Here is a 24345-nt window from a genome sequence, read left to right on the forward strand (position 1 = left end):
CTAACTCGCGTATATTAATCACTCGTTGCGGTTCGCGGCCTAGCCGAGAATCACAGCGATAACTCAAGCCCCCGTCGTCTAGCGGTCTAGGACTACGCCCTCTCACGGCGCCAACACCGGTTCAAATCCGGTCGGGGGGTACGACGGACAACTTCTCGAAGTTGCCACGCCAGCCAAATTGGGATGTGGTGTAATTGGCAACACAGCTGATTCTGGTTCAGCCATTCTTGGTTCGAGTCCAGGCATCCCAGCCAATGAGCCCTCGCAGATGCGAGGGTTTTTTGTTTTTCAACCCATGATGACGTTTGGAATTCGTCAGTGCCGTTTTGTGCGTTCAATTGCGCGCATAATTGCACTACCCTAGGGATTATGACTGAATTGCAGCACGCCGCCAAAGCCGCGTCCACGCGTCCGCGCATCCAACCTGCGGAAGAGGGGGATGGTCGTCCGCTATCCATATCGGCGCGCCTCGGCCGTCTGCAGTTCCATCAGTCCGGCAAGTTCCGTGTGCTGCAGTTCGCCGATATCCAGGATGGTCCGAAAGTCAGCGCAGACACCATCAAACTGATTGAAGCGTCGCTCGATGCCACGCGGCCCGACGTCGTCATCTTCACCGGCAACCAAATCGCCGGCTATGATTCCGCGTACTCGCAGACCATGCGCAAACGCCGCTGGAACAAAGCGCAGGGCGCCGCCGCACAGGTCTCCTCCAAGCGATACGAGGAGGCTGTGGAGCAGACGCATACGCTGGTCCGTTCCACTGTCGAACAGTTGGTGCATCCACTTGCCGAACGTGGCATTCCGTGGGCTGTGACTTTCGGGAATCACGATTTTCAGTGTGGTTTGGATAATGCCGAACTCGAGCGGATATGCCAGGAGTTTCCCGGCTGCCTTAACCCTGCTTCCGCCGGGGCTGGCGCCGGTGGGAATGACCAGTCTTCGCCTGCGGGCAGCACATCGGGCCGTCCGACTTACGGCTCGGCTCGTCAGGGGGATGATGCGGCCGCCGGTTCCGGTGCGGGTGCGGGGATCCTGCCGGGGCAACGTGTGTATGGGTGCGAGCCGGGCACTTTTGCCTTGCCCGTGATGAATGTCAATCGCACACGCAATGTACTGGGGCTGGTACTGGTCGATTCGGGTGACTACGCACGTTCGGGCGGCTACGGAAGCCCATCCGCGGCCGCGTTGCGGTTCCTTGCCGATGTGCCTCATACGCTGGCCGCGGAGCCCCAGGGAACCGCAATGCCACGGGAGGTGTCGCTTCCGCGGGAAACGTTGCCGTGCATGGTATTCCAGCATTTTGCGATTCCTCAGTATTATGACCTGCTCAAGCCGGTTGTGGCCAATGCGGCGCGTGCGATTGAGGGTTACCGTACCTTCGCCGGCAACCACTATGTGTTGGATGAGAACAAGACACAGCCCGGCAGTTACTTGGGGGAGGGCATCAGCTGCCCCGACGCCGACAGCGGTGAATATGCGGTGCTGCGCGACGGCGGTTATTTTGCGATTTCCGCAGGCCACGACCATCGCAATGCCTTTGTCGGCACGGTTGCGATTCCCGATATCCAAACCTACGCCCGAACCACAGGCGAATCCGTAACCGGGGCCGAGACCGGTTCCGTGACCGAGCATGAGAACGAGAACAAACGTGAGAACGGGAACAGGACCACGACCGAAACGGCCCACGGCCTGATGATGATCGCTTCGCCGACCAGCGGATTCGGCTCATACGGTCCGGTGCCGGAAAAGCGCGCCGCACGACTGTTCGAATTCGACATTCGCCACCCGTATGAGCCGCGCACGCAGCTGCTCGAGTATGGCGAACTGGTAGGCAAGCCGAGCGCGGGCAAGGCCTATGCATACGGTATGACGAGCGAATCCAAGCCCGACAGCGAAGGTATGGATCTGCTGCATCGCCCCACATGGTGGAGCAAGCTCATCTCGCGGTTCAAGAAATGACCGCTGGCTTTCGGGCGGATTGATCGGTACGGTTCACCGGCCGGCGGAGGCCTTGATCAGAGCTTCGGTGAGGTATTTGCCGGCGGCCATGACCAGCGGCGCGTAACGACGACCCGGATTGGCGCCCATCCGCCCGTTGGGGCCGGAAATGGAGATGGCGGCGATCACCTGGCCGGAAGCATTGCGGATCGGCGCGGAGATGGAGCATACACCCTCATCGCGTTCATTGACGGATTCGGCCCAGCCACGCTTACGCACGGCGGACAGCTTGGCCGCGGTGAACTTGGCATGGCGCAATCCCTGATGCAGACGCTCGGAGTCCTCCCAGGCCAGCAGGATCTGCGCGGCGGAACCGGCCTCCATCGACAGCATGGCGCCGACCGGAATCGAATCGCGCAGACCGGAGGCGCGCTCCACGGCCGCGATGCACACACGCTGGTCGCCCTGACGGCGGTAAATCTGCGCCGATTCGCCGGTGCGGTCCAGCAGGGTCTGCAGAATCGGTCCGGCGGCGGTCAGCAGTCGATCCTCACCGGCGGCTGCGGCCAACTCGGCGAATCGTGATCCCAATACAAAACGGCCATGCTGGTCGCGCAGTACGAAACGATGGCGTTCCAGCGCAATCGCAAGACGGTGTGCGGTCGGGCGGGCCAGACCGGTGGCCGCGACAAGCTGGCCGAGCGTGGCCGGACCGGACTCAAGTGCATCGAGGATCTTCACTGTCTTGTCGAGCACGCCCACGCCGGAATGGATTTCATTGCTTTCCGCAGTGGTCTGATAGGAGGTCTCCGCCGTGGTCGCAGCGTCATCCAGCTGCGATTCGGGCATGGTGGTGCGCGTGTTCGAAGAAGTCATAAGTCGGATTATGCCATCTCACATATTGAAATGCAAAACGTACGTGATGTCGTGCTGAGGTAAAGCGGTATATTTTAATCCTCAGTTAGTAATCAGACAAGTGAAGAATCGTTGCAATGGTGCGGATTGCGCGCAGGGCGATAGCGGATTATCCGGCAGGTATCTCATATACCGGCATACTGCGGCTACAACCCAACTCGAAACCATAGGCTTATAGCACGAACAGCGCGTGAAGGCAATAACCGCGCGGAAAATCATGAGGAAAAATTCGAGGAGGTCCCGTATGGGAACGACATTGGCCGAGAAAGTCTGGGCCGATCATCTGGTACGCAAAGGTAGCGATGGGGCTCCCGATCTGCTGTACATCGATCTGATGCTCATGCACGAAGTCACCAGTCCGCAGGCGTTCGAAGGTCTACGTCTGGCTGGCCGTAAGCCGCGTCATATCGACCAGCTCATCGCCACGGAGGACCACAACACGCCTACGGTCGACATCGATCGCCCGAATCCGGACGAGACCTCCGCGCTGCAGTTGAGCACGCTGGAGAAGAACTGCAAGGAATTCGGCGTTCGCCTGTGCCCGCTCGGCGACGCGGATCAAGGCGTGGTGCATGCCTTCGCCCCGGTGCTGGGCCTTACGCAGCCGGGCATGACCATCGTCTGCGGCGACTCGCACACCTCCACGCATGGCGCGTTCGGTGCGATGGCGCTCGGCATCGGCACCTCAGAGGTCGAACACGTCATGGCCACGCAGACGCTGAGCCTGAAGCCGTTCAAGACCATGGCCGTCAATATCGAAGGCGAACTGCCGGCGGGTGTCACGGCCAAAGACATCATTCTTGCGATCATCGCGAAGATCGGCACCGGCGGCGGCCAGGGCCATGTCATCGAATACCGCGGCGAGGCGATCAGAAAGCTGTCGATGGATGCCCGCATGACGATCTGCAACATGTCTATCGAGGCGGGTGCCCGTGCAGGCATGATTGCGCCGGACGAGGTGACGTTCGAATATCTGAAGGGCCGTCCGCATGCGCCGGAAGGTGAGATGTGGGACAGGGCGGTCGAATATTGGAAGACGCTCAAGACCGATGACGACGCCGTGTTCGACAAGGAGGTGACGATCAAGGCCGAGGACCTCGAGCCATACGTGACGTGGGGCACCAATCCGGGCCAGGGCATCAGGATCTCCGGCAATGTGCCGGAACCGGAATCCTTCAACGACGAGACCGAACGCATCGCCGCCGAACGCGCCATCGAATACATGGGATTGAAGCCGGGCATGCCGATCAAAGACATTGCCGTCGACACCGTGTTCATCGGTTCCTGCACCAACGGCCGCCTTGAGGATCTACGCGTGGCCGCCGCCATCATGAAGGGGCATCACAAGGCCGAGAACATCCATCGCGTGCTTGTGGTGCCGGCCTCCTCCCGTGTGCGTCTGCAGGCGGAGAAGGAAGGGCTTGACAAGATTTTCAAGGACTTCGGTGCCGAATGGCGTAACGCCGGCTGCTCCATGTGCCTGGGCATGAACCCGGACAAGATGGTGGCCCGCGAGCGTTCCATCTCCACGTCGAACCGCAACTTCGAAGGCCGCCAGGGCAAGGGCTCGCGCACGCATCTGGCGTCGCCGGCCGTGGCCGCCGCCACTGCGATTCGCGGCACCATCTGTTCCCCGGCCGACCTGTAGACAAGGACTTTAGATATGGAAAAACTCACCACCCTCACCGGCGTGGCCGTGCCGCTGCGTCGCTCCAACGTCGACACCGACCAGATCATTCCGGCCGTATTCCTCAAGCGCGTCAAGAAGACCGGTTTCGACGACGCGCTCTTCTATGCATGGCGCCGCGACCCGGAATTCGTGCTCAACCAGCCGGAATACAAGCAGGGCAAGATTCTGGTCGCCGGTCCTGATTTCGGTATCGGCTCCTCCCGCGAACATGCCGTGTGGGCGCTGCACGACTATGGTTTCCGCGTGGTCATCTCATCCCGTTTCGCCGACATCTTCTACGGCAACACCGCCAAGAACGGCGTGCTCGCCGCGATCATGCCGCAGGAATCCGTCGAGCTGCTGTGGAAGCTGCTCGATGAGGAGCCGGGGCGCGATATGACCGTGAGCCTGGAGGACCGTACCGTGACCTGCGGCGATGTGACCCTGCCGTTCGAGGTGAACGATTACACCCGTTGGCGCCTGATGAACGGCTATGACGATATCGATCTGACGCTGCAGCACGAGGATGACATTCTCGCCTACGAGAAGATGCGTGCCGAGAAGTTCCCGTTCAAGCCGAAGACCCTACCGGTCAGGCGTGAGCCGGAACAGACCATCGAATCCGCCCGCGAAGGCGAATACCCCGATTGGCAGGGGCCGTTGGCTGATCGCGGCATCATCTAGCCGTGATGGCCTGCCGGCAGTGCGCCGCACTGCCGGCAGGACCCTGTCTGCGCGAGGCGGAGTCGAGCGCGGTCGCAAGTATCGGTTCGTTTCCGGCAAAGCCGCATGACTATCGGTCCGGATCGAGATCGGCGGTGGGGAAACTGGCCCACGGATACGAGGGCAGATATTCGCCGTAGTAGGTGTTGACGGCATAGGCGCTGCCATGCATCATGTCGAACAGGTCGCAATGTACGGCCAAGCCATCAATCGGCTCCATCGAAAAACTGGTGGCGTTGCGCGAATGCCGGATCAGCCCACCGGCCTGTGGGTGTACCGTCCGCAATGTGTGCCGCAGCGACTTGACGAGTCCACGAACCCGCAGTGACGACGCGAACGCGTGCTTCGGGCGGCTTACGCAACCTGATTGCCGGTCCGTTCGAATGGCGTCCGCATCGCGGGCAGCCGTGGAACGGCCATCAATCGGCCACAGTGCGTCCGCAATCTGCGCATTGGTAAGCGGTTTGGATCGCGCGTGAATCAGCAATGCCAGCAAATCCTTGGCATTCCGGGAATCCCATGACATCGGCCGTCCGTGATGGAACACCTCGAAATCGCCGAACGTGCGAATCATCAGCTGTTCACGCCTGCCATTCGACGCATCGGTCGGAAACTCACTGCGGTAGGACGGTTCGCGGCGCAGCACGTCATCGAGCGTGGCCACGCAATTGCGTACATCGTCTTCCGTGGCCGGTTTCATGATGAAGCCGGTGTCGCCGTCGCCCCGCAATCCGAAGGAATAGTTGGCGTAAGCCGTTGAGAACACGATTTTCGTATGCGGGCTCAGGTCTTTGATCGCCTTCGCAAGTTGCAGGCCGTTCTCGCCGCGCAATCGCAGGTCGAGAAACGCATAGGCGATGTTCGCGGAAGAGGCGGCCGCCCTGCGCACGAACGATTCGACCTCCTTGGCGGTGCCGAATCCCCTGATCTGGGCGTCGGGAAACACCGCTTGCAGCAGTTTCACCATGCTGCCGAGAATCAGGGACTCGTCGTCCGCCGCAATCACATACATGCTCACACTCTAACGTACGGAAGGGTGATGGGCCCGAAACATCCTCGGAACATGCGTAACGCAGCTTCGTCGGCATCCCCAATGACGGGGGATTGCGCCATACTTTCATGGGGAGGTGGCCGGAAGTCTCCCGCAACGAGCTTGGAGCAGATGCATGAATGTCGTTCGTCGTATGATAACGCACTGGTATACGCTCGGCTACCCCAATGCCGACTACCCCCGTTACAGCCGGCGTCTCGCGCAAGACAACCTTGACATGGTTCGGCGCTGCTGCAAATTCTGCCTGCCGTTCATCGTGATGATGTGTGCGGGCCGCCTCATCATGCTGGGGTGTGCGTGGATCAACGTATGGCCGTTCATCGTGGCCTTCATGGTCGTCGTCGTGATTCTGGTGATGAACCTACGCCCGCTCGACCCGAAACACACGCTCTACCGTTCCTACATGCAGACGGCCGTGTTCTCCGTTACGTTGGTGGCGTTGGCCGCCTACTACGATTTCATCGTCGAACCCGGCACAATCGCCGTCATGACGTGCATAGCGCTGTTGGGCGTCGGCTCGCTGTTCGACAGCCGTCCGGCCGACAATCTGATCGCACATACCATCGGCCTCGGCATTCTTATAGCGGTAATGGTGTTCGAGCGGAATCGTGCACTCGTGCCAAACGCCTGCGATCTGGTCGTCGCCGCGATTCTGGGACTATGCATCTCCTGGCACAAGTCACGCGGCCATTTCGGGCAGCTATTCGCGAACGACAAGGAGTTGAAGGCCCTGCAGCATACCGCGCGCGTGCAGATCATGGTCAGTCAGATCAACCCCCACTTCGTGTGCAATGTGCTCGCCACCATCCAGGCGATGTGCGATACGGACGTAAATAAGGCCAAAGAGGCGCTCGGCATCTTCTCGGCATACATGCGCGACAACACAAACGCAGTGGCACGCACCGAACCGATACCATTCTCGGCGGAACTGCAGCATGTCAAACGATACATATCACTGGAACGGATGCGTTTCGGCGACAAGCTCGCCGTGGCGTACGACATCCGCACCGTGGATTTCCGTCTGCCGGCGCTGACCGTGCAGCCGATCATAGAGAACGCGATCAAGTATGGCATCGGCAGCAAGCCGGATGGCGGCACGGTTACGTTGTCCACAAGGCAAATGCAGGATACGGTGCGCATCGAAGTGGCGGATAACGGCGTCGGCATGAATGGGGAGGCGCTGCGCCGGCTCGCCGGCGACACCTCCGAGGCGATGGGCGATGCCGGCAAACCCGAGGGTGACGGTCGCAGCCATGTGGGCCTTGCAAACGTCCGCGAACGGCTGCGGCTGATGTCGCATGGCACGCTGTCCGTATCGAGCCAGCCCGGCAAAGGTACCAGGATCGTCATCTCCATTCCCAAGGAAGGCTGATTCCGCCCCCGCCGACGGGAACCGGCCGCGAAGGGGTGATTGGCGAAAGGTCAGCGCAATGGCGTGCGAATGAGACCCGACCTGGTGCGGGCCGTCCCGCGCGGTAAGGTGGGACTTACGATTCTGCAGCGCAATGAGAGCATTCGGGGAGAGATATGAGCCAGGGATTCGCGCCGTTTTACGATGTCAATCGTACGTATGAAGACAACTATCTGCAGGGCCCGTTCGGCGCGTTCGCCGAGGCGTTGAGGAATGCCGAGGACTCCGCACCCGCCGCGCAACCCGCCGGGGGCGAGGACTTCCTCGGCTTCCGTGTGAACCTGCCGTTCGGCATTCCCGCCGGCCCGCTGCTCAATGAGAAGTTCACGACCGCCGCCTTCCGCATGGGCTTCGACCTGGCCGTCTACAAAACCGTGCGCTCGCGTGCGTGGAGCTGCAACGCCTTTCCGAACGTGCTCGCCGTGCATCCGAGGAATGCCGACGGATCGCTGATTCCCGGCAGTGCCGAGCTTGACGAGGGCGTGCTTGCCGACACCCGTTATGAACTGCCGATTTCGATATCCAACAGTTTCGGCGTTCCCTCACGCGATCCGGATGAATGGCAGCCGGATATGAGGAAAGCGATCGAAGCCGCCGGCGACGGCCAGCTGCTGGTGCCGAGCTTCCAAGGTTCGCGTGTGGACGGCATGGATCAGGACGGCTACATCGCCGATCACGTCACCACCGCACGTCTCGTCTGCGAGACCGGCGCGGGATTGATGGAGATGAACACGAGCTGCCCGAACGAAGGACATAATCGCCTGCTGTGCCACGACCCGCATCTGGTCGGACGCATTACGGAGGCCGTGAAGAACGAGATCGGCGACCGACCGCTGATCGTCAAACTCGCCTACATTCCGAATGACGCCGATCTGGAGATCATGGTGAAGGAGACCGCCGCGCACGGTACCGTGCAGGGCTTCTCCACCATCAACACGATTTCCGCGAAATTGGTCGATGCCAATGGCGATCAGGCGCTGCCGGGAGCCGGCCGCGACCGTTCCGGCGTGTGCGGCAACGCCATCCGCGGAGCCGGTCTCGACATGGTGGGCCGTCTGAACGCGATCCGCGAGAAGCTGGGTCTCGACTTCGCCATCGTGGGCGTGGGCGGTGTGATCCGCCCTGAAGACTACCGGGCATACCGTGAGACCGGCGCGAATGCCGTAATGAGCGCGACCGGTGCCATGTGGAACGCGAATCTGGCACGGGACATCAAAAGCACCATCTGAAAACCGAACAAAACGGGGAGACCCTGCGCCGAACGCGTGATTTCACGACCTTGCTACAACCTATATGGCAAACTGAGGGATAGTGTGTTTCAAGTTTGGAGATCAAGGGAAACGAAAGAGGTAGAACGTGTCTGAGAACAAGGACGACATTCTGCACGTCGAAGGTGGCAAGCCGCTGAATGGCACCATCAAGGTGCGCGGCGCGAAGAACTTCGTGAGCAAGGCCATGGTGGCCGCACTGCTCGCCCCGGGCAAGTCCGTATTGAAGAACGTGCCGGAAATCCGCGACGTGCATGTGGTTTCCGACCTGCTGCGCCTGCATGGTGTGGATGTGGACGTGGACGGCGCCAAGGGCATCGTGACCATCGATGCCACCAACGTGCAGCTCGCCGACGTGGCCGACGTGGACACCCTTTCCGGGTCCTCCCGCATTCCGATCCTGTTCTCCGGCCCGCTGCTGCACCGTTTGGGCGAGGCGTTCATTCCGGCGCTCGGCGGATGCAACATCGGCGGCCGCCCGATCGACTTCCATCTGGAGACCCTGCGCAAGCTGGGCGCGAACGTGGACAAGGAGCATAAGGACGGCATTCACATCACCGCTCCGGATGGTCTGCATGGTGCGAAGATTCACCTGCCGTACCCGTCCGTGGGCGCGACCGAACAGACCCTGCTCGCCGCCGTGCTCGCCGAAGGCAAGACTGAACTTTCCGGTGCCGCCACCGAACCTGAGATCATGGATCTGGTGTGCGTACTGCAGAAGATGGGCGCCATCATTTCCGTTGACGTCGACCGCACCTTCCGCATCGAAGGCGTCAAGGAGCTCAAGGGCTATACGCATACCGCACTGACCGACCGCATCGAGGCCGCCTCCTGGGCGTCGGCCGCGCTGGCCACGCATGGCGACATTTTTGTCAAGGGTGCCACCCAGCCGGAGATGATGACGTTCCTGAACGTGTTCCGTAAGATTGGCGGCGAGTTCGACATTACCGACAGGGGCATCCGATTCTGGCACCCGGGTGGGGATCTGAAGCCGGTCGCCATCGAGACCGACGTGCACCCGGGCTTCATGACCGACTGGCAGCAGCCGCTGGTCGTGGCGCTCACCCAGGCGAAAGGCCTGAGTATCGTGCACGAGACCGTGTATGAGAATCGTTTCGGCTTCACCAAACCGCTTGTGCAGATGGGTGCCACGATTCAGCTGTACCGTGAATGCCTCGGCTCCCTGCCGTGCCGTTTCCAGCAGCGCAACTACAAGCATTCCGCGGTGATTTTCGGACCGACCCCGCTGACCGGCCGTGACATCGACGTGCCGGATCTGCGTGGCGGCTTCAGCCATCTGATTGCGGCACTGGCCGCTCAGGGCCCCTCCAACGTGCAGGGCATCTCGCTGATTGACCGTGGCTACGCCGACTTCCGCGGCAAGCTGGAAGCCCTGGGCGCCGATTTCGACTAACCTGCGTTGGTTCCGTAGATTCCTTCTTCAAAGATTACGCAAAGGCCGGTTTCCTTGGGACGCCGGCCTTTTTTGGTATCTTTTTCCCTTGGGGGTGCCGTCTTTGTGGTCATGCTGGATGTGGCATGCTCGCCTTGTTTTGGGCCCGATGGGCTTTTGTGACGGTCCGCGGCGCGATGTCGGAACCCGTCACCTGCATACGGGATTGGAGTGGTTGCGGCAGCGGGTCGTATTTGCGTTTTGGCGTGCACGATTTCGATTCTGGTGTTTTTGGACGGATTGTGTTTTCACCGGCGCCTTCCATGACTGCCGATTGAGGATCTGAGGAATCTGAATCGTTGGAAAATGGCCATTTCCAAGATCTGGTGGTCATGCTGGATTCCGTGGTGACGCGGGTCCATCGCGCACGATTAAAGAATCATCCCTTTCCGCTGGATCGTGCGCGGCATAGTCCGACGAATGTCGGGGCAATCGCTATTGTCACGCCTCGCTGCGGCTCACGTTAATGAAGAGCCGACTTGGAGCAATGCCGACCTTGCGATAATCGGACCGCGAAGCTCCCATTGGCGGGAACCGACCTTATACCTGTGATCTCTGACATGCCGCTTTCCATATAGGGCACCCAAGAGCGCACATATACCCGTGTTCGCTTTTCACTCCGCTTGGACCGGCTCGCCGCTTGGTGGAATGGGATCATCGACAGTCGGGGCTCATTTCCATTTCTCTGAAAACACCGGTGATTTTCATTGCAATCCATGAAATAGGGTGTTATTCTAAACATTGCTGCAGTGGCGGAGTTGCCACGGTCATGCGTGTGAAGGGCGTTCATCCATCGGATTCCCAGACAGGCCATACCCTTGCGACGGGGGATATTTTTTTCGGTGTGATTTCAATGGACTCCCATCTTGGCGGGGCCTACAAGAATTGCTGAGGGGGGAGGGAACACCTCGATTCCTAACTAAAGTCGAAAGACAGACCAAGATTCAGAGGACTTTAGGTGTATAGGGGCTTTCATGAAGGGCAATTCGAACATGACCTTGCGTAGCGCGGCTTGGCGCAAGTTGGTAGCCGCCTTCGTCGCCGTCGCCACCCTTCTCGCCATGGTGATTGTCAGCGGTGTGGCGTCCCGTCAGATTGCATGGGCGGATACTGCAACCGCTAGCGGAACCTTGTATCAGTACGTGACGTCTGCAAAGTTGTCCCAACGTTCCGGCAATGACGAAGACTGGAAAGAAGTGACGGCTACGGATAAACTTGATCCGAGCGACGAGAACCTGCAGTTGCAGTTTGCGTTGGGTTTTGAACTTCCCGCGGGAACGCTTTCCAAGCAGAATCCTCTGACGTACCAAGTTCCCAGCGACATTGAGATCAGTGGTTTCTCTGAAGGTAGTGACACCATTAGCGGCTCCATTGATAACAATGGAACTTCCATGGGTACCTACACCATTACTAAGAGTGGCCTCATTACCCTGACGTTTAACGATGACACCGTTAAGAATAATGCGAGCGCTCCAATTACCAATGGCTTCATGAAGTTCAATTCCACGGTGCAGGGTCTTACGAATGGCGATGGTTCCAGCTGGAAGTTTGGTGATGATAGCGAGATCACCATTCATCTTAACCAGTCCGGTGATTTGTGGGCCAATAAGAGCGTCGTCTCTTCCAACAACACCGATGGCACCGTGCAGTGGAAGATTGTGGTTGGCAGCGAGAAGGGCACGAATCCTGACGACAAGGTGACGATTACCGATACCATGACCGGCAACGCTTTCGTGGCCGCCAACGGTTTCAAGGTGACCGACAAGAACAATAACGACGTGACGGCCCAATGCGGTTCTGCTCCTGTTGACGGAGCGACATCCTTCACTATCAGTTGCCCGGCGCTCGGTGCGGGCGATACGTATACGGTGACATACACGGGCAAGGCGCCCAGCCTTACAGACGGTTATACAACAGGTAAGAATAAGGCGTCCGTCGATACGACCGACAAAGAAGGAAACAAGCTTCATCAAGAACCCGAGCAGACGGTCACCTGGGACAGGACTCCCAATCCCTCAAAGAGCGGGGAATTGCAGGCTGATGGTCGTATCAAGTGGACGGTGAAAGTGAGTACTGCCGGTTCGCTTGATGGTTGGACGCTTAAAGATATCCCAACCGGTGGTGTCACCATCCAGGACATCACACTTACCAATGATGGTACGGGTAGCAGTACGAAGATTACAGGTTTCCCTTACACCTTCCCCGAGGGAAGCGCGCAGTCCTATACCATTACCTATTTCACGACTGTCCCTACGGGGAGTCTGACTGTCAAGAACAAGGCCACCTTGGTCCCCCCGAACACCACCAACGGAAAAACGAACAAGAACTCCGGCGATATCAGCGTTTCCTACGATCCTGTTACTAAGGCAGGTAATGCATCGACTTTGGCGGAAGGATCCACTAACCGGACGAATAACAGCTGGACCGTAACAATTGCTCCTCCCACCGGGATGACATCCATCCCTGCGAACTGGACGTATACCGACACGTTCTCTAGTAAGGAGTATTTCACGCAGTATATGACTGCTGAACAGCAGACTGCCGTCAAGAAGGCCATCGAGGATGCATTTTCGAAGGCTGGTTTGCAGTCGCCGACTATTACATTCACCACGAGTTCCATCACTGAAAAAAAACACTGACCAGAATGGTAAGGTGGCAGACGGCGAGTATGTGACCGGCTTTACGGTCACATCGGCTGAAAAGCTTGAAAAGAGCATTGTATTCAGTTACCAAACCACGGGTATCGTCACCGGCACTAGCAACCAGTATTATTATGACAACAAGGGTCAGGTTAACGATTCCCCCACGAAGACTGCGCAAGTAACGTACACTCCGAAGCAGCCAAACTGGTCCATCACCAAGACCGATGCCCTGGACTCTTCCAAGAGCAGTACCGAACATGCCTACCATGAACTGAAGTGCCAGGCAGGTCAGCAAACGACAACCGACATCGGGGATACTGTCTGCAACGACCCATATATGGAATGGAACATCAAGGTCCAGCAGGCGAACTTCTCTTCTGTGAATGACTACACCAGTGATCTGACCATTACGGAAACGTTGCCTGAGAATGTCAGTCTGCTCAACGGCGCGAATACCGATAATGCGGGATTGCTGCTGCAAATGAAAAATCTGTATGACCAGCCTATCGGTGATGCATTTCCGCTTTCGATACCTGACGATGGTCAGACGAGTACCACCACGTATCAATGGAACCCCAATTTCTGGGAAAATGGTATCTACTATTCTGACATTCCGTTGAGTTTCAAGGTTTCGCGTAATGGGAATCAGCTTTCCATCGTAGTGTCTAAAGAAGTGCTGAAAGCTTTGAACACGTACGTGTATAACAAAGGTAACCTGTCCTTCAGCCTGACCGTTCGTGCCGGTTTTGATTCAACCAAGTTGGATCTGACCAAGAGCTGGAAGAATGCTCAGGTGTTCAAGAACACGGTCAATCTGAACGATGGAAGCAGCAAGAAGGGTACCGACGCGACCCAGACTCAGACCATCACCAAGAATGACGATTGGAACGCCGTCCGTAAGTCATACGGACAGATTGAGAGCAATGTGATTCCATACGCCGTTGTTGTCAATCCGTATGGGAAGGATTTGGACCCGTCGTCGGAAACGGTCACCTTGGTAGACACCATGACGTACACGCATAATTCGGATAACAATTTATCCGTTTCCCTGCGTGACGTGAAGGTGTACCGGTACGACAAGAACAAGAAGAACGATGACGGTACCGCATGCAAGGACTCCCAGTGCATCGGTGAGGAAGTGCCGCTTGAAGAGTATTCATATCAATACGAACACTCCGGCGATACGCAGCGTACGAACACACTGACGTTCACCCTTCCTGATGCAACGCCGCTGGTCGTAACCTACAACTACCGTTATGCCGGCAAACTCGGTAATCATAATGGAAACACCATTGCCAACAAGGCTTCCATGGAAGGCGTTTCGTCCTCCGGGACCTCCGTAAAGGTTGCCGTTAATGACACTAGCGCAGGTGCCACACACAATCTGTTGCGCTTCCATAAGGTCGATGAGAAGGATTACAGCATTACGCTCTCCGGAGTGAAGTTCGCGCTCTATGCATGGAATCCGGAAGCCAATAATGGTCAGGGCGATTATGAATCGGCTTGTCCGACGACTGACGATGGGGAAAACCAATATCTGGAAACGGACAAAGACGGAATGCTACTCATTTCCGCTAAGGCAAGCCAAAGCGAAGGCAGTGAAGATTCCTGCTCCGGGAATACGGCAAGCATAAACAGCAATGTTGCCTACAAGTTGGTTGAAGTGGAGGCGCATTCAGGCTATGAGAAGACCGATCAGCCGTACTACTTCATGATAGTGGATGACGATACCTCGAAATGGCCGGTCAAGAAGCCTAAGGATTTCGAGTCAACATACGAAATCACTGGTATCTATAACGACTACTTCACCAACAAAAAAATCCACTGCGGTCGAGCTGCCATCAACCGGCGGAACGGGCGACGGGTGGTTCATTGGCGGCGGTCTGCTGACAGTGATGGTGGCGAGCTTCGGGCTGGCCGAATCCCTCAAGAACGCCAAACGTAGCAAGGTTTCCCAAAAGTGAAGCGACTAGTAAGGCTGTGGAAGGGCACACCCTGACAGAGCCCGCCTGAAGGCATGCGGACCTCCAGGCATCAACGAATTCGCATCAAGGTTTCGGCCGCGGGGCGAGCCAGCCCCTGCGGCCATTCGGAAAGACAAAGTTTATCCAAGTAGATAAGGGATTAATTATGAAGAAGGCAATCAACGCTCTGGTTGCGGTGCTCGCCACCGTCGCCATGGCAGTCGCCGGTTTCATGGGCGCAGGCACTGCGTTCGCGGATGAAACCACCTATAATCTGACGGTCAACGGCACCGGACACACCTATGAGATCTATCAGATCTTCACCGGCACCCCGTCCGGCGACAAGCTGACCGACGTCAAGTGGGGCAAGAACGGCACCGGCACCGCCGGGACGGCCGTCGATGATGCCACTCTGACTGCAGTCTCCGCCGTCACGGGCACGGACCAGGCGAAGGCCGACGCCCTGAAGGGTTACGCGGACCTTACCGGCGACGCGTTCACGACCGTCGCCGGCGGCACCGCGGCACCCGTTCCGGCCGGCTACTACCTGGTCAAGGACCAGGAGCCGACAGATGGCACGAAGCTTGATTCGTACACCACCTACATCGTGAAGGTCGTGGACCAGGACGTCACCGCCACCCCGAAGTCCGGCGTCCCGTCCTTCGAGAAGAAGATCAAGGACACCAACGACACCACCGGTGATACTTCCGACTGGCAGGATTCCGCCGACTACGACATGGGCGATGCCGTCCCGTTCAAGCTCGAAGGTACCGTGGCCTCCAACTACGACAGCTACAAGACCTACTACTTCGCCTTCCATGATGTCGAGGAGAAGGGTCTGACCTTCAACAAGGACTCCGTCAAGGTGTCTGTCGACGGTACCGTGATCGACAGCGGCTATACGGTCGTGACCGAAGGCCTGACCGACGGCTGCACCTTCGAGGTGAAGTTCGCTGACCTCAAGACCATCGATGCCGTCAAGGCCGGTTCCAAGATCAGCGTCGAGTACACCTCCACGCTGAACGAGAGCGCCAAGATCGGCGAGCAGGGCAACGTGAACAAGGCCAAGCTGCAGTATTCCAACAATCCGAACGCTGAGCAGGGCGGCGAAACCGGTCCGACCGGTGAGACCCCGTGGGACAACGTCATCGTGTTCACCTACAAGACCGTCATCAACAAGGTCGACGACAAGAACCAGCCGCTGAAGGGCGCCGAGTTCACCCTGAGCAAGAAGTTTGCCGACGGCTCCACCAAGACCGTGGCCGTCGTGAAGAACGATGAAGGCACCACCTTCACCTTCAATGGTCTGGATGACGGCGACTACGTCCTGTCTGAGACCAAGAATCCGGACGGCTATAACAAGATCGACGACATCACCTTCACCGTGAACGCCGAGCATTCGATCGAATGGGACGGCACGGGCCGCACCAGCGTGCTGACCAGCCTGTCCGGTGATAAGAAGTCCGGTTCCGCCGAGTTCACCATGGCCGCTGACAAGGCGGCCGGCTCCCTGACCTCCAACGTCGTCAACAAGCCGGGTTCCACCCTGCCGGAGACCGGTGGCATGGGCACCATCGTGCTGTACGTGGCCGGTGCCGCCCTGGTGATCGCGGCCGGCGTGTACTTCGCGCTCAGGAAGAGGAACGCCCGCTGAAATAGCAGGTGATCCCCAGCGATTGGGATGAGGTGGGTCGAGGGACCGGACCCCTGACGGGGGATTCCTCGGCTCGCCTCGTTCGCTCGAGGCGGCGGTAGGTAATGGGACGGCATAAGGTACGGAAAGCCAAGGCGAGTCTGGGTTCGCGGATCGTGTCCGCGTTCTTCGCGGTCGTGCTGGCGCTTGGCGTCTGCCTGCTCTCGTACCCCACGGTCGCGAACTGGTGGAACCAGTTGCACCAGTCGCGGGCCGTCGCGGCCTATATCGCGCAGACCAAGGACTATTCCAAACAGGAACGCAAGGTCATGCTCGCGCAGGCCGCGCAATACAATGCGCAGCTGTCGCAGCGGGCCTTGCTGAACAAAACCGAAAACGAGAACGACCGGTGGGTCATGACCGATGCCGAGAAGCAGTACTACAACAGCGTGCTCGACATCACCGGCACCGGGGTGATGGGGTACGTGACCATCCCCAGCATCAAGGTACGCCTGCCGATCTATCACGGCACGGACGAGGGCATCCTGCAGATCGCGACCGGCCACATCGCGGGCAGTTCGCTGCCAGTGGGCGGCGACTCCACGCACGCGGTGGTGTCCGGGCATACCGGACTGCCGAGCGCCAAGCTGTTCACCGGCCTGGACAAGCTGAAGAAGGGCGACACGTTCGCCTTCCATGTGCTCGGCCGGACCTACACGTACCAGGTGGACCAGATCAGCGTGGTCCTGCCGAAGGACCTGTCAAAACTGAACATCGAGTCGGGCAGGGACTACGCGACCTTGGTGACCTGCACGCCGTACGGCGTGAACACGCACCGGCTGCTGGTGCGCGGGCACCGCATCGCGAACCCGGATACCGCCGACACAACCGACTATGACGCGCGCATCCGGCTGATGAGCGCGATCATCATCACGACGACACTGCTCGCGCTCACGGCCATCTTCGCATGGCTGACCGTGGCCACGAGACGCTACCTCGCGGAGAAGAGGGCGATGCGGCTGACATTGCCGTTGGGGGAGCCATGGGACGACGTGGCCGGCATCGCGGGCCTGTTGAACGACAACCAACGCCGACATGCAAAGGAATGGCGATAATGAACAATCATGATAACGGCCGTGCGCACGGCGTCTTTCATGCGGTCGCGATGATCGTGGCGTTCGTGTGCGCCGCGTCCTGCGCCCTTGCGGTCGCGCTGGGTGCGGGCGCCGTCGTGGCGCACGCGGACGAGACAGAGCAGGCCGGCGGGACCGGCACCATCGAACTGAAATACGAATACCAGGGCGAGTCGCTCGAGGGTGACGGCGTGAGCCTGTACCGTGTGGCCGACTGGGACGGCGGCGTGTTCACGCTGCGCGACGAGTACGCCGACGCCGGTTTCGGCACCGACTCGCGCGGCTGGGACGGCCTCATGGACGACCTGAAGGACGGCAAGGCCACCGCCGAACAGTTCCAGACGGCCGCCAACACGCTGGACGCGTACGTGCGCGCCGAGGGCATCGAACCGACGCGGACCGGCACCATCTACGGGCTGGGCGCCTCGTTCTCCGGCGTGGACAAGGGCCTGTACCTGGTGGTCTACGACCGTTTCACGGACGCCGAGAAGACCTGCGGCTCCTCCGCGAGCCTGGTGTCCGTGCCCGCCAACGAGAACGGCACGCTCGTGTCGGATGTGCAGGCGTATTCCAAGAGCTCGTGCGAGGCGACGCCGGAGAGCCCGCGGACCACACGGGTGAACGTCACCAAGGTGTGGAAGGGCGATACGCAGCAGGCGCGTCCCGAATCCATCAAGGTGCAGCTGATCCGCGATGGCGAGGTGTACGATACCGCGACGTTGGACGCGGGGAACAATTGGAAGCACTCCTGGGGCGGCCTGGACGCCTCGCATGACTGGCTCGTCAGGGAGAAGAGCGTGCCGAAGGGGTACGCGGTGGCCGTCGAGCGTGACTCGACCGATGTCACGATTACGAACACCGCGACCGAGCAGGCGCGCACCGGCTTGAACGTGACGGTCGTGGCGGCGGTCATGGTCGCCGTGGCATTGGTGGCGTTCCTGGTGCTCGCCGTAGTGCGCGCACGCCGCGACCGGGCCTGACGTACGGCTGTTACGCCATCCGGACCATTGCGAAACCGGCCCGTTCCCTGCATGTCTTGCGGGGGACGGGCCGGTTTCCGTATATCCGGATCGGGCGCCTTCTTACGATGGCCGGTCACCGCCGCATGCGAGGGATCCTGTTCCAGACGGGCGAAAGATGATGTGAACGGGTGCGGCTAGGGGGCTCTTTGGAATCGGCGTGCATGTGATGTCTGTTTGGTGGAGACACGTATTCCAAAACATATTTAGGCGCATCTCTTAAAAATACTAAAAAATTTTTTCCCCGAAATCGGGGGACGATGCCATTTGGGATACAGCGCCCCCGTTTCCCCTATTTTAAGGGATTTCTGCGGGTGTTAAAGGGTGAAATGTGCGGCATCGAAGGGGATTTCGGGGGAAAATGGCTGTCCAAAATCCCCGATGAGGTACGGTTTTGATACGCTTTGTGGCGTAAAAATAACCCTAGGCAGTTTTCAAGGGGGTTATTATGGCAGGCAGTCAAGGATTGTTTACGCTCAAAGAGGCCGCGTACCTACGGTCCCTTCCGGCCGTAAAAGAAGTGAGCGCTACGCGCATTACCTATTCCGACCAGTTCAAGATCGAATGCGTACGTCGTTACCTTAAAGGCGAGTCGGCTCGCAAGATCTTCCGTGATGCGGGGCTCGACCCGTCCCTCATCGGGGCCAAGCGCATCGAACGTTGCGTCGCGCGTTGGAAGACCACCAAATACATTGTCGATGAAGCCGCACGGATCGATGCCAACGACGGTGGCGAAAACAGTGCCGATGCCACCTCGTCCGAACGAAACGGGTGTATCGACGCGAAGTCCGTGCTCGACAGCTACAACATCGCCAATGCGGCGTTCGCGGCAATCAGCACCAGCAAGTCCTGCCGTGAAATATTCGACGTGCGCGACCTGATCATCTACCAGCAGGTGCAGCAGATCGCCGCATTGCAGGAGAAGGTGGCCGAGCTGCAACGTCGCATCGAACAACTGGGCGGCGCTGCCGATGTGACCGGCATGCTGGGCGTCGATGACACCGCGTTGACGGCCGACTGGAAGGATTGACGGGGCGGTCGGGTGCCTCCGCCTACAATGATGGGTATGGCATCTCAAGGAAAACCCTCACCGAGGTCGGCGGTAAAGCCCTTAAGCGACGCGCAGGTGGCGAAACTGGCAGCTGCGCATCATCTGGTCGATCCAACCCGTGACTTTCCGACCGGACCGCGAACGGCCAATACGGCGGAAATCGAAGCACAGAACCCCAAGGCCACGCACCGGTTGCTGACCGGCTGCGACGTGGTGCTTCGCAATCACAGCAAGGTACGCGCGTGGGGGCTTGAGCATGTGCCCGAAACCGGACCGTTCATCACCGCGGCGACGCATGTGACCATGTACGACGTGTTCGTGCCGATGGTCGGACTGTTCCATCAGGGGCGCCGCCCGCGTTACATGGCGAAGGCCGAAATGGCGACCTGGCCGTTGATCGGCAAATGGTTCCAGCTGGTCGGCATGCAGCCCGTGCAGAGACGCTCGGGCAAGGCGAAGGCCATTGAAGAGACGTCGATCGAAATTCTGACTTCCGGGCGGCCCCTGACCGTGTGGCCGGAGGGCACCGTGACGCGCGACCCGCAAAAATGGCCGATGAGCATGAAGAACGGCGTGGGCGTGATCGCATTGGAGGCTTCGCGCAGGCTGGGTTACCAAATACCGCTGTTCTGCGCGGTGACGTGGGGTGCGGCAAGCATCAACCACTTCTGGCCGTGGCCGCGCAAGAACGTGGTGATGTGCTATGACACGGCGTTGGATTACGCCGATTTGCTGGCCGGTTCCTCCGAGTGGGGCGAAAGCGCGCCGGAGGATCTTGCCGATGAGCTGACCCGACGCATCCGTGTGCGCATGACCGAGATCATGGCCGAGATCCGCGGCGAACAAGCGCCCGACGGCTACTGGGATTACCGCACCATGAGCCGCGTGAAGGAGTAAGCGGGGCTCACCCTTGCCGGCGCAAACGACGGATCCCATACCGAGCCGGCTGTAGCATAGGGAAAGCAACGTTGAAGGCGGTAATCCGCGGGAGCGATCCAAGGAGCGAAACAATGACGAACGTGACGGTACTGGGCGCAGGTGCTTGGGGAACGACCTTCGGCCAGGTGCTGGCCGACGCGGGCAACGATGTGACCATGTGGGCCATCGAGCCGGAAATCGTGGAGGATATCCGCGACCATCATCATAACGGCGTGCGCCTGCCCAGCGTGGAGGTACTGCCCGCCAACATGACCGCGACCGGCGACCGCGCCGAAGCCGTACGCGACGCCGACATCGTGATCGTGGCCATCGCGGCGCAGTTCGCCCGCGTGGCATTGCAGGAATTCAAGGATCTTATTCCCCAGACGGCGCTCGTGGCATCGCTGATGAAGGGCATCGAACGTTCCACGGGCAAGCGCATGGACGAAGTCGTCACCGAAACCCTGGATCTGCCGGCGGAGCGCTTCGCGGCCATCTCCGGACCGAATCTGAGCAGGCAGATCGCCGACCGCGAGCCGGCCGCCACCGTAGTGGCCTGCGCCGACCTCGACAACGCCCGCAAAATCGCCGCCGCCTGCTCCACCGACTATTTCCGCGCATTTGTGACGCGTGACGTAATCGGCTTGGAAATGTGCGGATCACTGAAGAATGTGGTGGCGCTGGCCGTGGGCATGGCCCGCGGCGCCGGCTATGGCGAGAACACCGCCGCCATGATCGAGACCCGCGGCCTGGCCGAGCTGACTGCCCTGGGCGCCGCGGCCGGCGCCGACCCGAAGACCTTCGCCGGACTCGCGGGCGTGGGCGACATGATCGCCACCTGCGGCTCCCCACTGAGCCGCAACTACACGTTCGGCTCCAATCTGGGCAAGGGATTGAGCGTTGAGGAGGCGACCAAGGTGAGCAACGGCGTGGCCGAAGGCGTGCCGACCACCGACGCGGTGGTGGCCCTCGGCAAGCAGTACGGCGTGGCCACCCCGCTTGCCACCGCCATGAGCCACGTGCTCTCCGACGGCATCTCCTGCGCCCAGATGCTCTCCGAACTCTTCGATGAAGGCATCAGCGAAGAGTAGAGGAATGGAGTAAGCGGCGAATAGTATGCTGGTGTGGTAAATGCAAAGGCTGATGCAAAGGGCGGAACATGGCTAACAAGCGCATAGTGGTGATGTATGGCGGCAAGGCCGACGAGCATTCGATTTCATGCATCTCCACCGCGGGTGTGTTGCGTGCGCTGGATGCGGAGAAGTTCGAGGCGCTTCCGATCGGCATCACCAAAACCGGCCAGTGGATCGTCGGCGGCGAGGATCCGCGCGGCTGGAATATGAGCGAAGGCATGCCCACCGTCAGGAAGACCGATTCCGCCAAAGACGTGGTGCTCGATGTAGCGCTTGGCCGGGATGGCTTCTTCGCGCGCGAGGCCGACGGCACGCTGACCTCCCTGGGCCATGTGGACGCGGTGCTGCCGGTGCTGCACGGGCCGTACGGCGAGGACGGCACCATTCAGGGCCTGTTCGAAATGATGAACGTGCCGTACGTGGGTTGCGGTGTGTTCGCTTCCGCCGCCTGCATGGATAAGCACTATACGAAGGTGCTGCTGGCCGCTGCAGGCATTCCGGTCGCTCCCGGCATCACGTTGGATGCGCGCGATTACGATGCCGCTTCCGCATTCGCCGCAAACGGCGAAACGATGCTGGCCGCGGTACGGGATGCGGGGTTGCGGTATCCGCTGTTCGTCAAGCCGTCCCGTGCCGGCTCCAGCTTCGGCGTGACCAAGGTGGAGCACGAAGGCGATGCCGCCGAGCTGGCCGCGGCCGTGTTCGAGGCGTCCCACCATGATTGGCGTGTGCTGGTCGAGCAGGGCATCGACGCACGAGAGATCGAATGCGCGGTGCTGTGCCCGAAAGCCGGCGACGAGCCGCGCGCCAGCTGGCCGGGTGAGATCGTGCTTGACAAGCGCGCCGAGGGCGACGACCAGTTCTACGATTTCGACAGCAAATACATGGACGCCGAGGCGAGCCATGTGGAAGTGCCCGCGGCCCTGCCCCAGGAGACGCTCGAACTGGTACGCGAGACTGCGAAGAAGGCGTTCAAGGCGGTCGACGGCGCGGGCCTGAGCCGTGTGGACACGTTCGTGACGGCCGACGGCAGGGTGATGGTCAACGAGATCAATACCATGCCTGGCTTCACACCCATCTCGATGTACCCCAAGGCATGGGACGCCACCGGCGTGAACTACACCGACCTGATCACCACCCTCATCGAAGGCGTTCTGGAATAGTCGACTTCGAGACCGGGCGGGCGGGTTTACCGTCAAAGGAGGAATCTGATGGGATCGGTGTCGATGTTCAGGATTTTGTATTAAAGTCCTGAAGCGTTGGTGCATTTTTATTTTTCCATGAAGCCGAGGATGACCATGACCTTTCCGCAGCAACCGCAATACCCACCGCAGCAGTCCCAGCAGCCGCAGTATCCGCAGTATCAACAGCCGCAGCAGTATCAGCAGCCTCAACCGGTGCAGCCGCAGTATCCGCAGCCGGTACCGCCCCGGAATTACCATATGTGGCTTGAGAGTGCCAGGCGCAGCTTCTCGCTGATCAGCTGGGGCCTGTGCGTGACAATCGTCGCATGGGAGGCGCTCGCGATCATCGTCTCGACGCTTCTGAGCAGCACCGTACTGCGACATGCCGGCAGCATGCCGCACTGGGCCGTCTATCTGTCTTCCAGCCTGCCGCTGTATTGCATCGCAATGCCGTTGGCCTGGCTGCTCATGCGCAATGTGCCGGCGTTGCCGACGCGTGAATTCACGCTTGGACCGGGGCGTTTCTTCAAGCTGTTCATCATGATGCTGCCGCTCATCTATGCGGCCAATATCGTCAGCAACATACTCGCGACGCTGTTGTCTGGCGGAAGGTCAAGCAACAGCATCACCGATCTCGTGTCGCAGGTCGACATCTGGAATGTGATCTTCCTGGTGATCGCCGCACCGATCTTCGAGGAATGGCTGTTCCGCAAGCAGCTCATCAGCCGGCTGCGCAAGTACGGCGAGAAGACCGCGATTGTGTTCTCGGCGCTCGCGTTCGCACTGTTCCACATGAATCTGTATCAAGCGCTTTATGCGTTCGTACTTGGCCTGATGCTCGGATATGTGTACACACGCACGAGTCGGCTGCGCTACAGCGTGGCCATGCATATGCTGTTCAATTTCATGGGTGGTGTGATCTCGCCGCTGGTGCTTTCGCTCGTGGACACGAAGACGCTGAGCGCGATGTCCTCGGGTAACGTCGGCGCCGACGCGCAGATGTCCGGCGGGGTGCTCATCGTAGCGCTGTACGGCATGGCCATGCTGGGGCTGATCATCGCCGGCATCGTGCTGCTGGCACGCGAAGCCAAGTATCTGGAATTCCATACCGCGCCGGAGGAACTGCCGCGTGGCGTTCGGGTCAATACGGCGCTGGGCAATCCGGGCACGATTGTGTTCATCATACTGACGGTGGCGTTGACCGCCATAACGCTCATCTCTTCAATGCTGTAGTTGAAGT

At 59.6% G+C, this 24345-nt stretch carries 18 protein-coding genes, 2 tRNA genes and 1 pseudogene; 19 read left to right on the forward strand and 2 right to left on the reverse strand.

Features of this window, described 5'->3' with window-relative positions:
• Positions 1 to 67: 67 nt before the first annotated feature.
• The 3 genes from BMOU_RS07730 to BMOU_RS07740 all read left to right on the forward strand — a co-directional run bounded on the left by BMOU_RS07730 (position 68) and on the right by BMOU_RS07740 (position 1959).
• Positions 68 to 140, forward strand: a tRNA-Glu gene (locus tag BMOU_RS07730).
• A gap of 39 nt (positions 141 to 179) precedes the next feature.
• Positions 180 to 254, forward strand: a tRNA-Gln gene (locus tag BMOU_RS07735).
• 115 nt (positions 255 to 369) lie between these two features.
• Positions 370 to 1959: a metallophosphoesterase gene (locus BMOU_RS07740; RefSeq protein ID WP_034876444.1), complete on the forward strand. Its 1590-nt coding sequence runs from the start codon at positions 370 to 372 to the stop codon at positions 1957 to 1959.
• 33 nt (positions 1960 to 1992) lie between these two features.
• Here the strand turns inward: BMOU_RS07740 and BMOU_RS07745 are convergent, their stop codons facing one another.
• Positions 1993 to 2787 carry an IclR family transcriptional regulator gene (locus tag BMOU_RS07745; RefSeq protein ID WP_235143773.1) on the reverse strand — a complete coding sequence of 265 codons (795 nt, stop codon included), beginning with the start codon at positions 2785 to 2787 and terminating at the stop codon, positions 1993 to 1995.
• A gap of 310 nt (positions 2788 to 3097) precedes the next feature.
• On the opposite strand from BMOU_RS07745, the gene leuC reads away from it, so the two are divergent.
• Both leuC and leuD read left to right on the forward strand, forming a co-directional pair.
• Entirely contained in the window at positions 3098 to 4501 is a 1404-nt protein-coding gene (gene leuC / locus BMOU_RS07750; RefSeq protein ID WP_034876448.1) for a 3-isopropylmalate dehydratase large subunit, read from the forward strand.
• A 15-nt stretch (positions 4502 to 4516) separates the two neighbouring features.
• A complete protein-coding gene (gene leuD / locus BMOU_RS07755; protein ID WP_034876450.1) occupies positions 4517 to 5206 on the forward strand; it encodes a 3-isopropylmalate dehydratase small subunit in 690 nt (229 codons plus the stop codon).
• A 109-nt stretch (positions 5207 to 5315) separates the two neighbouring features.
• Here the strand turns inward: leuD and BMOU_RS07760 are convergent, their stop codons facing one another.
• Positions 5316 to 6257 carry a response regulator gene (locus tag BMOU_RS07760; protein WP_034877422.1) on the reverse strand — a complete coding sequence of 314 codons (942 nt, stop codon included), beginning with the start codon at positions 6255 to 6257 and terminating at the stop codon, positions 5316 to 5318.
• A 154-nt stretch (positions 6258 to 6411) separates the two neighbouring features.
• Here BMOU_RS07760 and BMOU_RS07765 point away from each other — a divergent pair, with 154 nt between their 5' ends.
• From BMOU_RS07765 to BMOU_RS07825, 14 genes and pseudogenes are all read left to right on the forward strand, one after another.
• Complete coding sequence (locus BMOU_RS07765; RefSeq protein ID WP_081738527.1) at positions 6412 to 7668, forward strand: sensor histidine kinase; 1257 nt, start codon at positions 6412 to 6414, stop codon at positions 7666 to 7668.
• A 155-nt stretch (positions 7669 to 7823) separates the two neighbouring features.
• Entirely contained in the window at positions 7824 to 8936 is a 1113-nt protein-coding gene (locus BMOU_RS07770) for a beta/alpha barrel domain-containing protein (protein WP_034876454.1), read from the forward strand.
• 127 nt (positions 8937 to 9063) lie between these two features.
• On the forward strand, positions 9064 to 10389 hold the full coding sequence (gene murA, locus BMOU_RS07775; RefSeq protein WP_034876456.1) for a UDP-N-acetylglucosamine 1-carboxyvinyltransferase: 1326 nt from the start codon (positions 9064 to 9066) through the stop codon (positions 10387 to 10389).
• A 1013-nt stretch (positions 10390 to 11402) separates the two neighbouring features.
• Positions 11403 to 13067 (forward strand): hypothetical protein, encoded by a 1665-nt coding sequence (locus tag BMOU_RS07780; protein WP_034876458.1) that lies wholly within the window; start codon positions 11403 to 11405, stop codon positions 13065 to 13067.
• Positions 13068 to 14379: 1312 nt separating this feature from the next.
• Positions 14380 to 14742, forward strand: a pseudogene (locus BMOU_RS11835) (hypothetical protein); the annotation flags it as partial.
• Positions 14743 to 14791: 49 nt separating this feature from the next.
• On the forward strand, positions 14792 to 15034 hold the full coding sequence (locus tag BMOU_RS11240) for an LPXTG cell wall anchor domain-containing protein (RefSeq protein ID WP_152535091.1): 243 nt from the start codon (positions 14792 to 14794) through the stop codon (positions 15032 to 15034).
• 166 nt (positions 15035 to 15200) lie between these two features.
• Positions 15201 to 16688 (forward strand): isopeptide-forming domain-containing fimbrial protein, encoded by a 1488-nt coding sequence (locus tag BMOU_RS07790; protein ID WP_034876461.1) that lies wholly within the window; start codon positions 15201 to 15203, stop codon positions 16686 to 16688.
• Between the two features lie 104 nt (positions 16689 to 16792).
• On the forward strand, positions 16793 to 17782 hold the full coding sequence (locus tag BMOU_RS07795; RefSeq protein WP_171002082.1) for a class C sortase: 990 nt from the start codon (positions 16793 to 16795) through the stop codon (positions 17780 to 17782).
• Positions 17782 to 18780: a Cna B-type domain-containing protein gene (locus BMOU_RS07800; RefSeq protein ID WP_235143751.1), complete on the forward strand. Its 999-nt coding sequence runs from the start codon at positions 17782 to 17784 to the stop codon at positions 18778 to 18780. Before BMOU_RS07795 ends, BMOU_RS07800 begins: the two co-directional genes overlap by 1 nt.
• Positions 18781 to 19267: 487 nt before the next feature.
• On the forward strand, positions 19268 to 19849 hold the full coding sequence (locus BMOU_RS07805) for an HTH domain-containing protein (RefSeq protein WP_235143752.1): 582 nt from the start codon (positions 19268 to 19270) through the stop codon (positions 19847 to 19849).
• Positions 19850 to 19885: 36 nt separating this feature from the next.
• Positions 19886 to 20767 (forward strand): lysophospholipid acyltransferase family protein, encoded by an 882-nt coding sequence (locus BMOU_RS07810; protein ID WP_034877430.1) that lies wholly within the window; start codon positions 19886 to 19888, stop codon positions 20765 to 20767.
• Between the two features lie 113 nt (positions 20768 to 20880).
• Positions 20881 to 21879 carry an NAD(P)H-dependent glycerol-3-phosphate dehydrogenase gene (locus BMOU_RS07815; protein WP_034876463.1) on the forward strand — a complete coding sequence of 333 codons (999 nt, stop codon included), beginning with the start codon at positions 20881 to 20883 and terminating at the stop codon, positions 21877 to 21879.
• A 68-nt stretch (positions 21880 to 21947) separates the two neighbouring features.
• Positions 21948 to 23084 (forward strand): D-alanine--D-alanine ligase family protein, encoded by a 1137-nt coding sequence (locus BMOU_RS07820; protein ID WP_034876465.1) that lies wholly within the window; start codon positions 21948 to 21950, stop codon positions 23082 to 23084.
• 135 nt (positions 23085 to 23219) lie between these two features.
• A complete protein-coding gene (locus BMOU_RS07825; protein ID WP_034877432.1) occupies positions 23220 to 24338 on the forward strand; it encodes a CPBP family intramembrane glutamic endopeptidase in 1119 nt (372 codons plus the stop codon).
• The last annotated feature ends 7 nt before the right edge of the window (positions 24339 to 24345 follow it).

This window comes from Bifidobacterium moukalabense DSM 27321 (assembly GCF_000522505.1).
Classification (GTDB): domain Bacteria; phylum Actinomycetota; class Actinomycetes; order Actinomycetales; family Bifidobacteriaceae; genus Bifidobacterium; species Bifidobacterium moukalabense.

Excerpts from the sequence above, each read along its gene's own strand:
- BMOU_RS07810 (WP_034877430.1), top strand. The coding sequence starts at position 19,886 with ATGGCATCTCAAGGAAAACCCTCACCGAGGTCGGCGGTAAAGCCCTTA.
- leuD (WP_034876450.1), top strand. The coding sequence starts at position 4,517 with ATGGAAAAACTCACCACCCTCACCGGCGTGGCCGTGCCGCTGCGTCGC.
- BMOU_RS07825 (WP_034877432.1), top strand. The coding sequence starts at position 23,220 with ATGACCTTTCCGCAGCAACCGCAATACCCACCGCAGCAGTCCCAGCAG.
- BMOU_RS07815 (WP_034876463.1), top strand. The coding sequence starts at position 20,881 with ATGACGAACGTGACGGTACTGGGCGCAGGTGCTTGGGGAACGACCTTC.
- BMOU_RS07745 (WP_235143773.1), bottom strand. The coding sequence starts at position 2,787 with ATGCCCGAATCGCAGCTGGATGACGCTGCGACCACGGCGGAGACCTCC.
- BMOU_RS07780 (WP_034876458.1), top strand. The coding sequence starts at position 11,403 with ATGAAGGGCAATTCGAACATGACCTTGCGTAGCGCGGCTTGGCGCAAG.
- BMOU_RS07805 (WP_235143752.1), top strand. The coding sequence starts at position 19,268 with ATGGCAGGCAGTCAAGGATTGTTTACGCTCAAAGAGGCCGCGTACCTA.
- BMOU_RS07790 (WP_034876461.1), top strand. The coding sequence starts at position 15,201 with ATGAAGAAGGCAATCAACGCTCTGGTTGCGGTGCTCGCCACCGTCGCC.
- BMOU_RS07820 (WP_034876465.1), top strand. The coding sequence starts at position 21,948 with ATGGCTAACAAGCGCATAGTGGTGATGTATGGCGGCAAGGCCGACGAG.
- BMOU_RS07795 (WP_171002082.1), top strand. The coding sequence starts at position 16,793 with ATGGGACGGCATAAGGTACGGAAAGCCAAGGCGAGTCTGGGTTCGCGG.
- BMOU_RS11240 (WP_152535091.1), top strand. The coding sequence starts at position 14,792 with ATGACGATACCTCGAAATGGCCGGTCAAGAAGCCTAAGGATTTCGAGT.
- BMOU_RS07765 (WP_081738527.1), top strand. The coding sequence starts at position 6,412 with ATGAATGTCGTTCGTCGTATGATAACGCACTGGTATACGCTCGGCTAC.
- BMOU_RS07760 (WP_034877422.1), bottom strand. The coding sequence starts at position 6,257 with ATGTATGTGATTGCGGCGGACGACGAGTCCCTGATTCTCGGCAGCATG.
- BMOU_RS07800 (WP_235143751.1), top strand. The coding sequence starts at position 17,782 with ATGAACAATCATGATAACGGCCGTGCGCACGGCGTCTTTCATGCGGTC.
- BMOU_RS07740 (WP_034876444.1), top strand. The coding sequence starts at position 370 with ATGACTGAATTGCAGCACGCCGCCAAAGCCGCGTCCACGCGTCCGCGC.
- leuC (WP_034876448.1), top strand. The coding sequence starts at position 3,098 with ATGGGAACGACATTGGCCGAGAAAGTCTGGGCCGATCATCTGGTACGC.
- BMOU_RS07770 (WP_034876454.1), top strand. The coding sequence starts at position 7,824 with ATGAGCCAGGGATTCGCGCCGTTTTACGATGTCAATCGTACGTATGAA.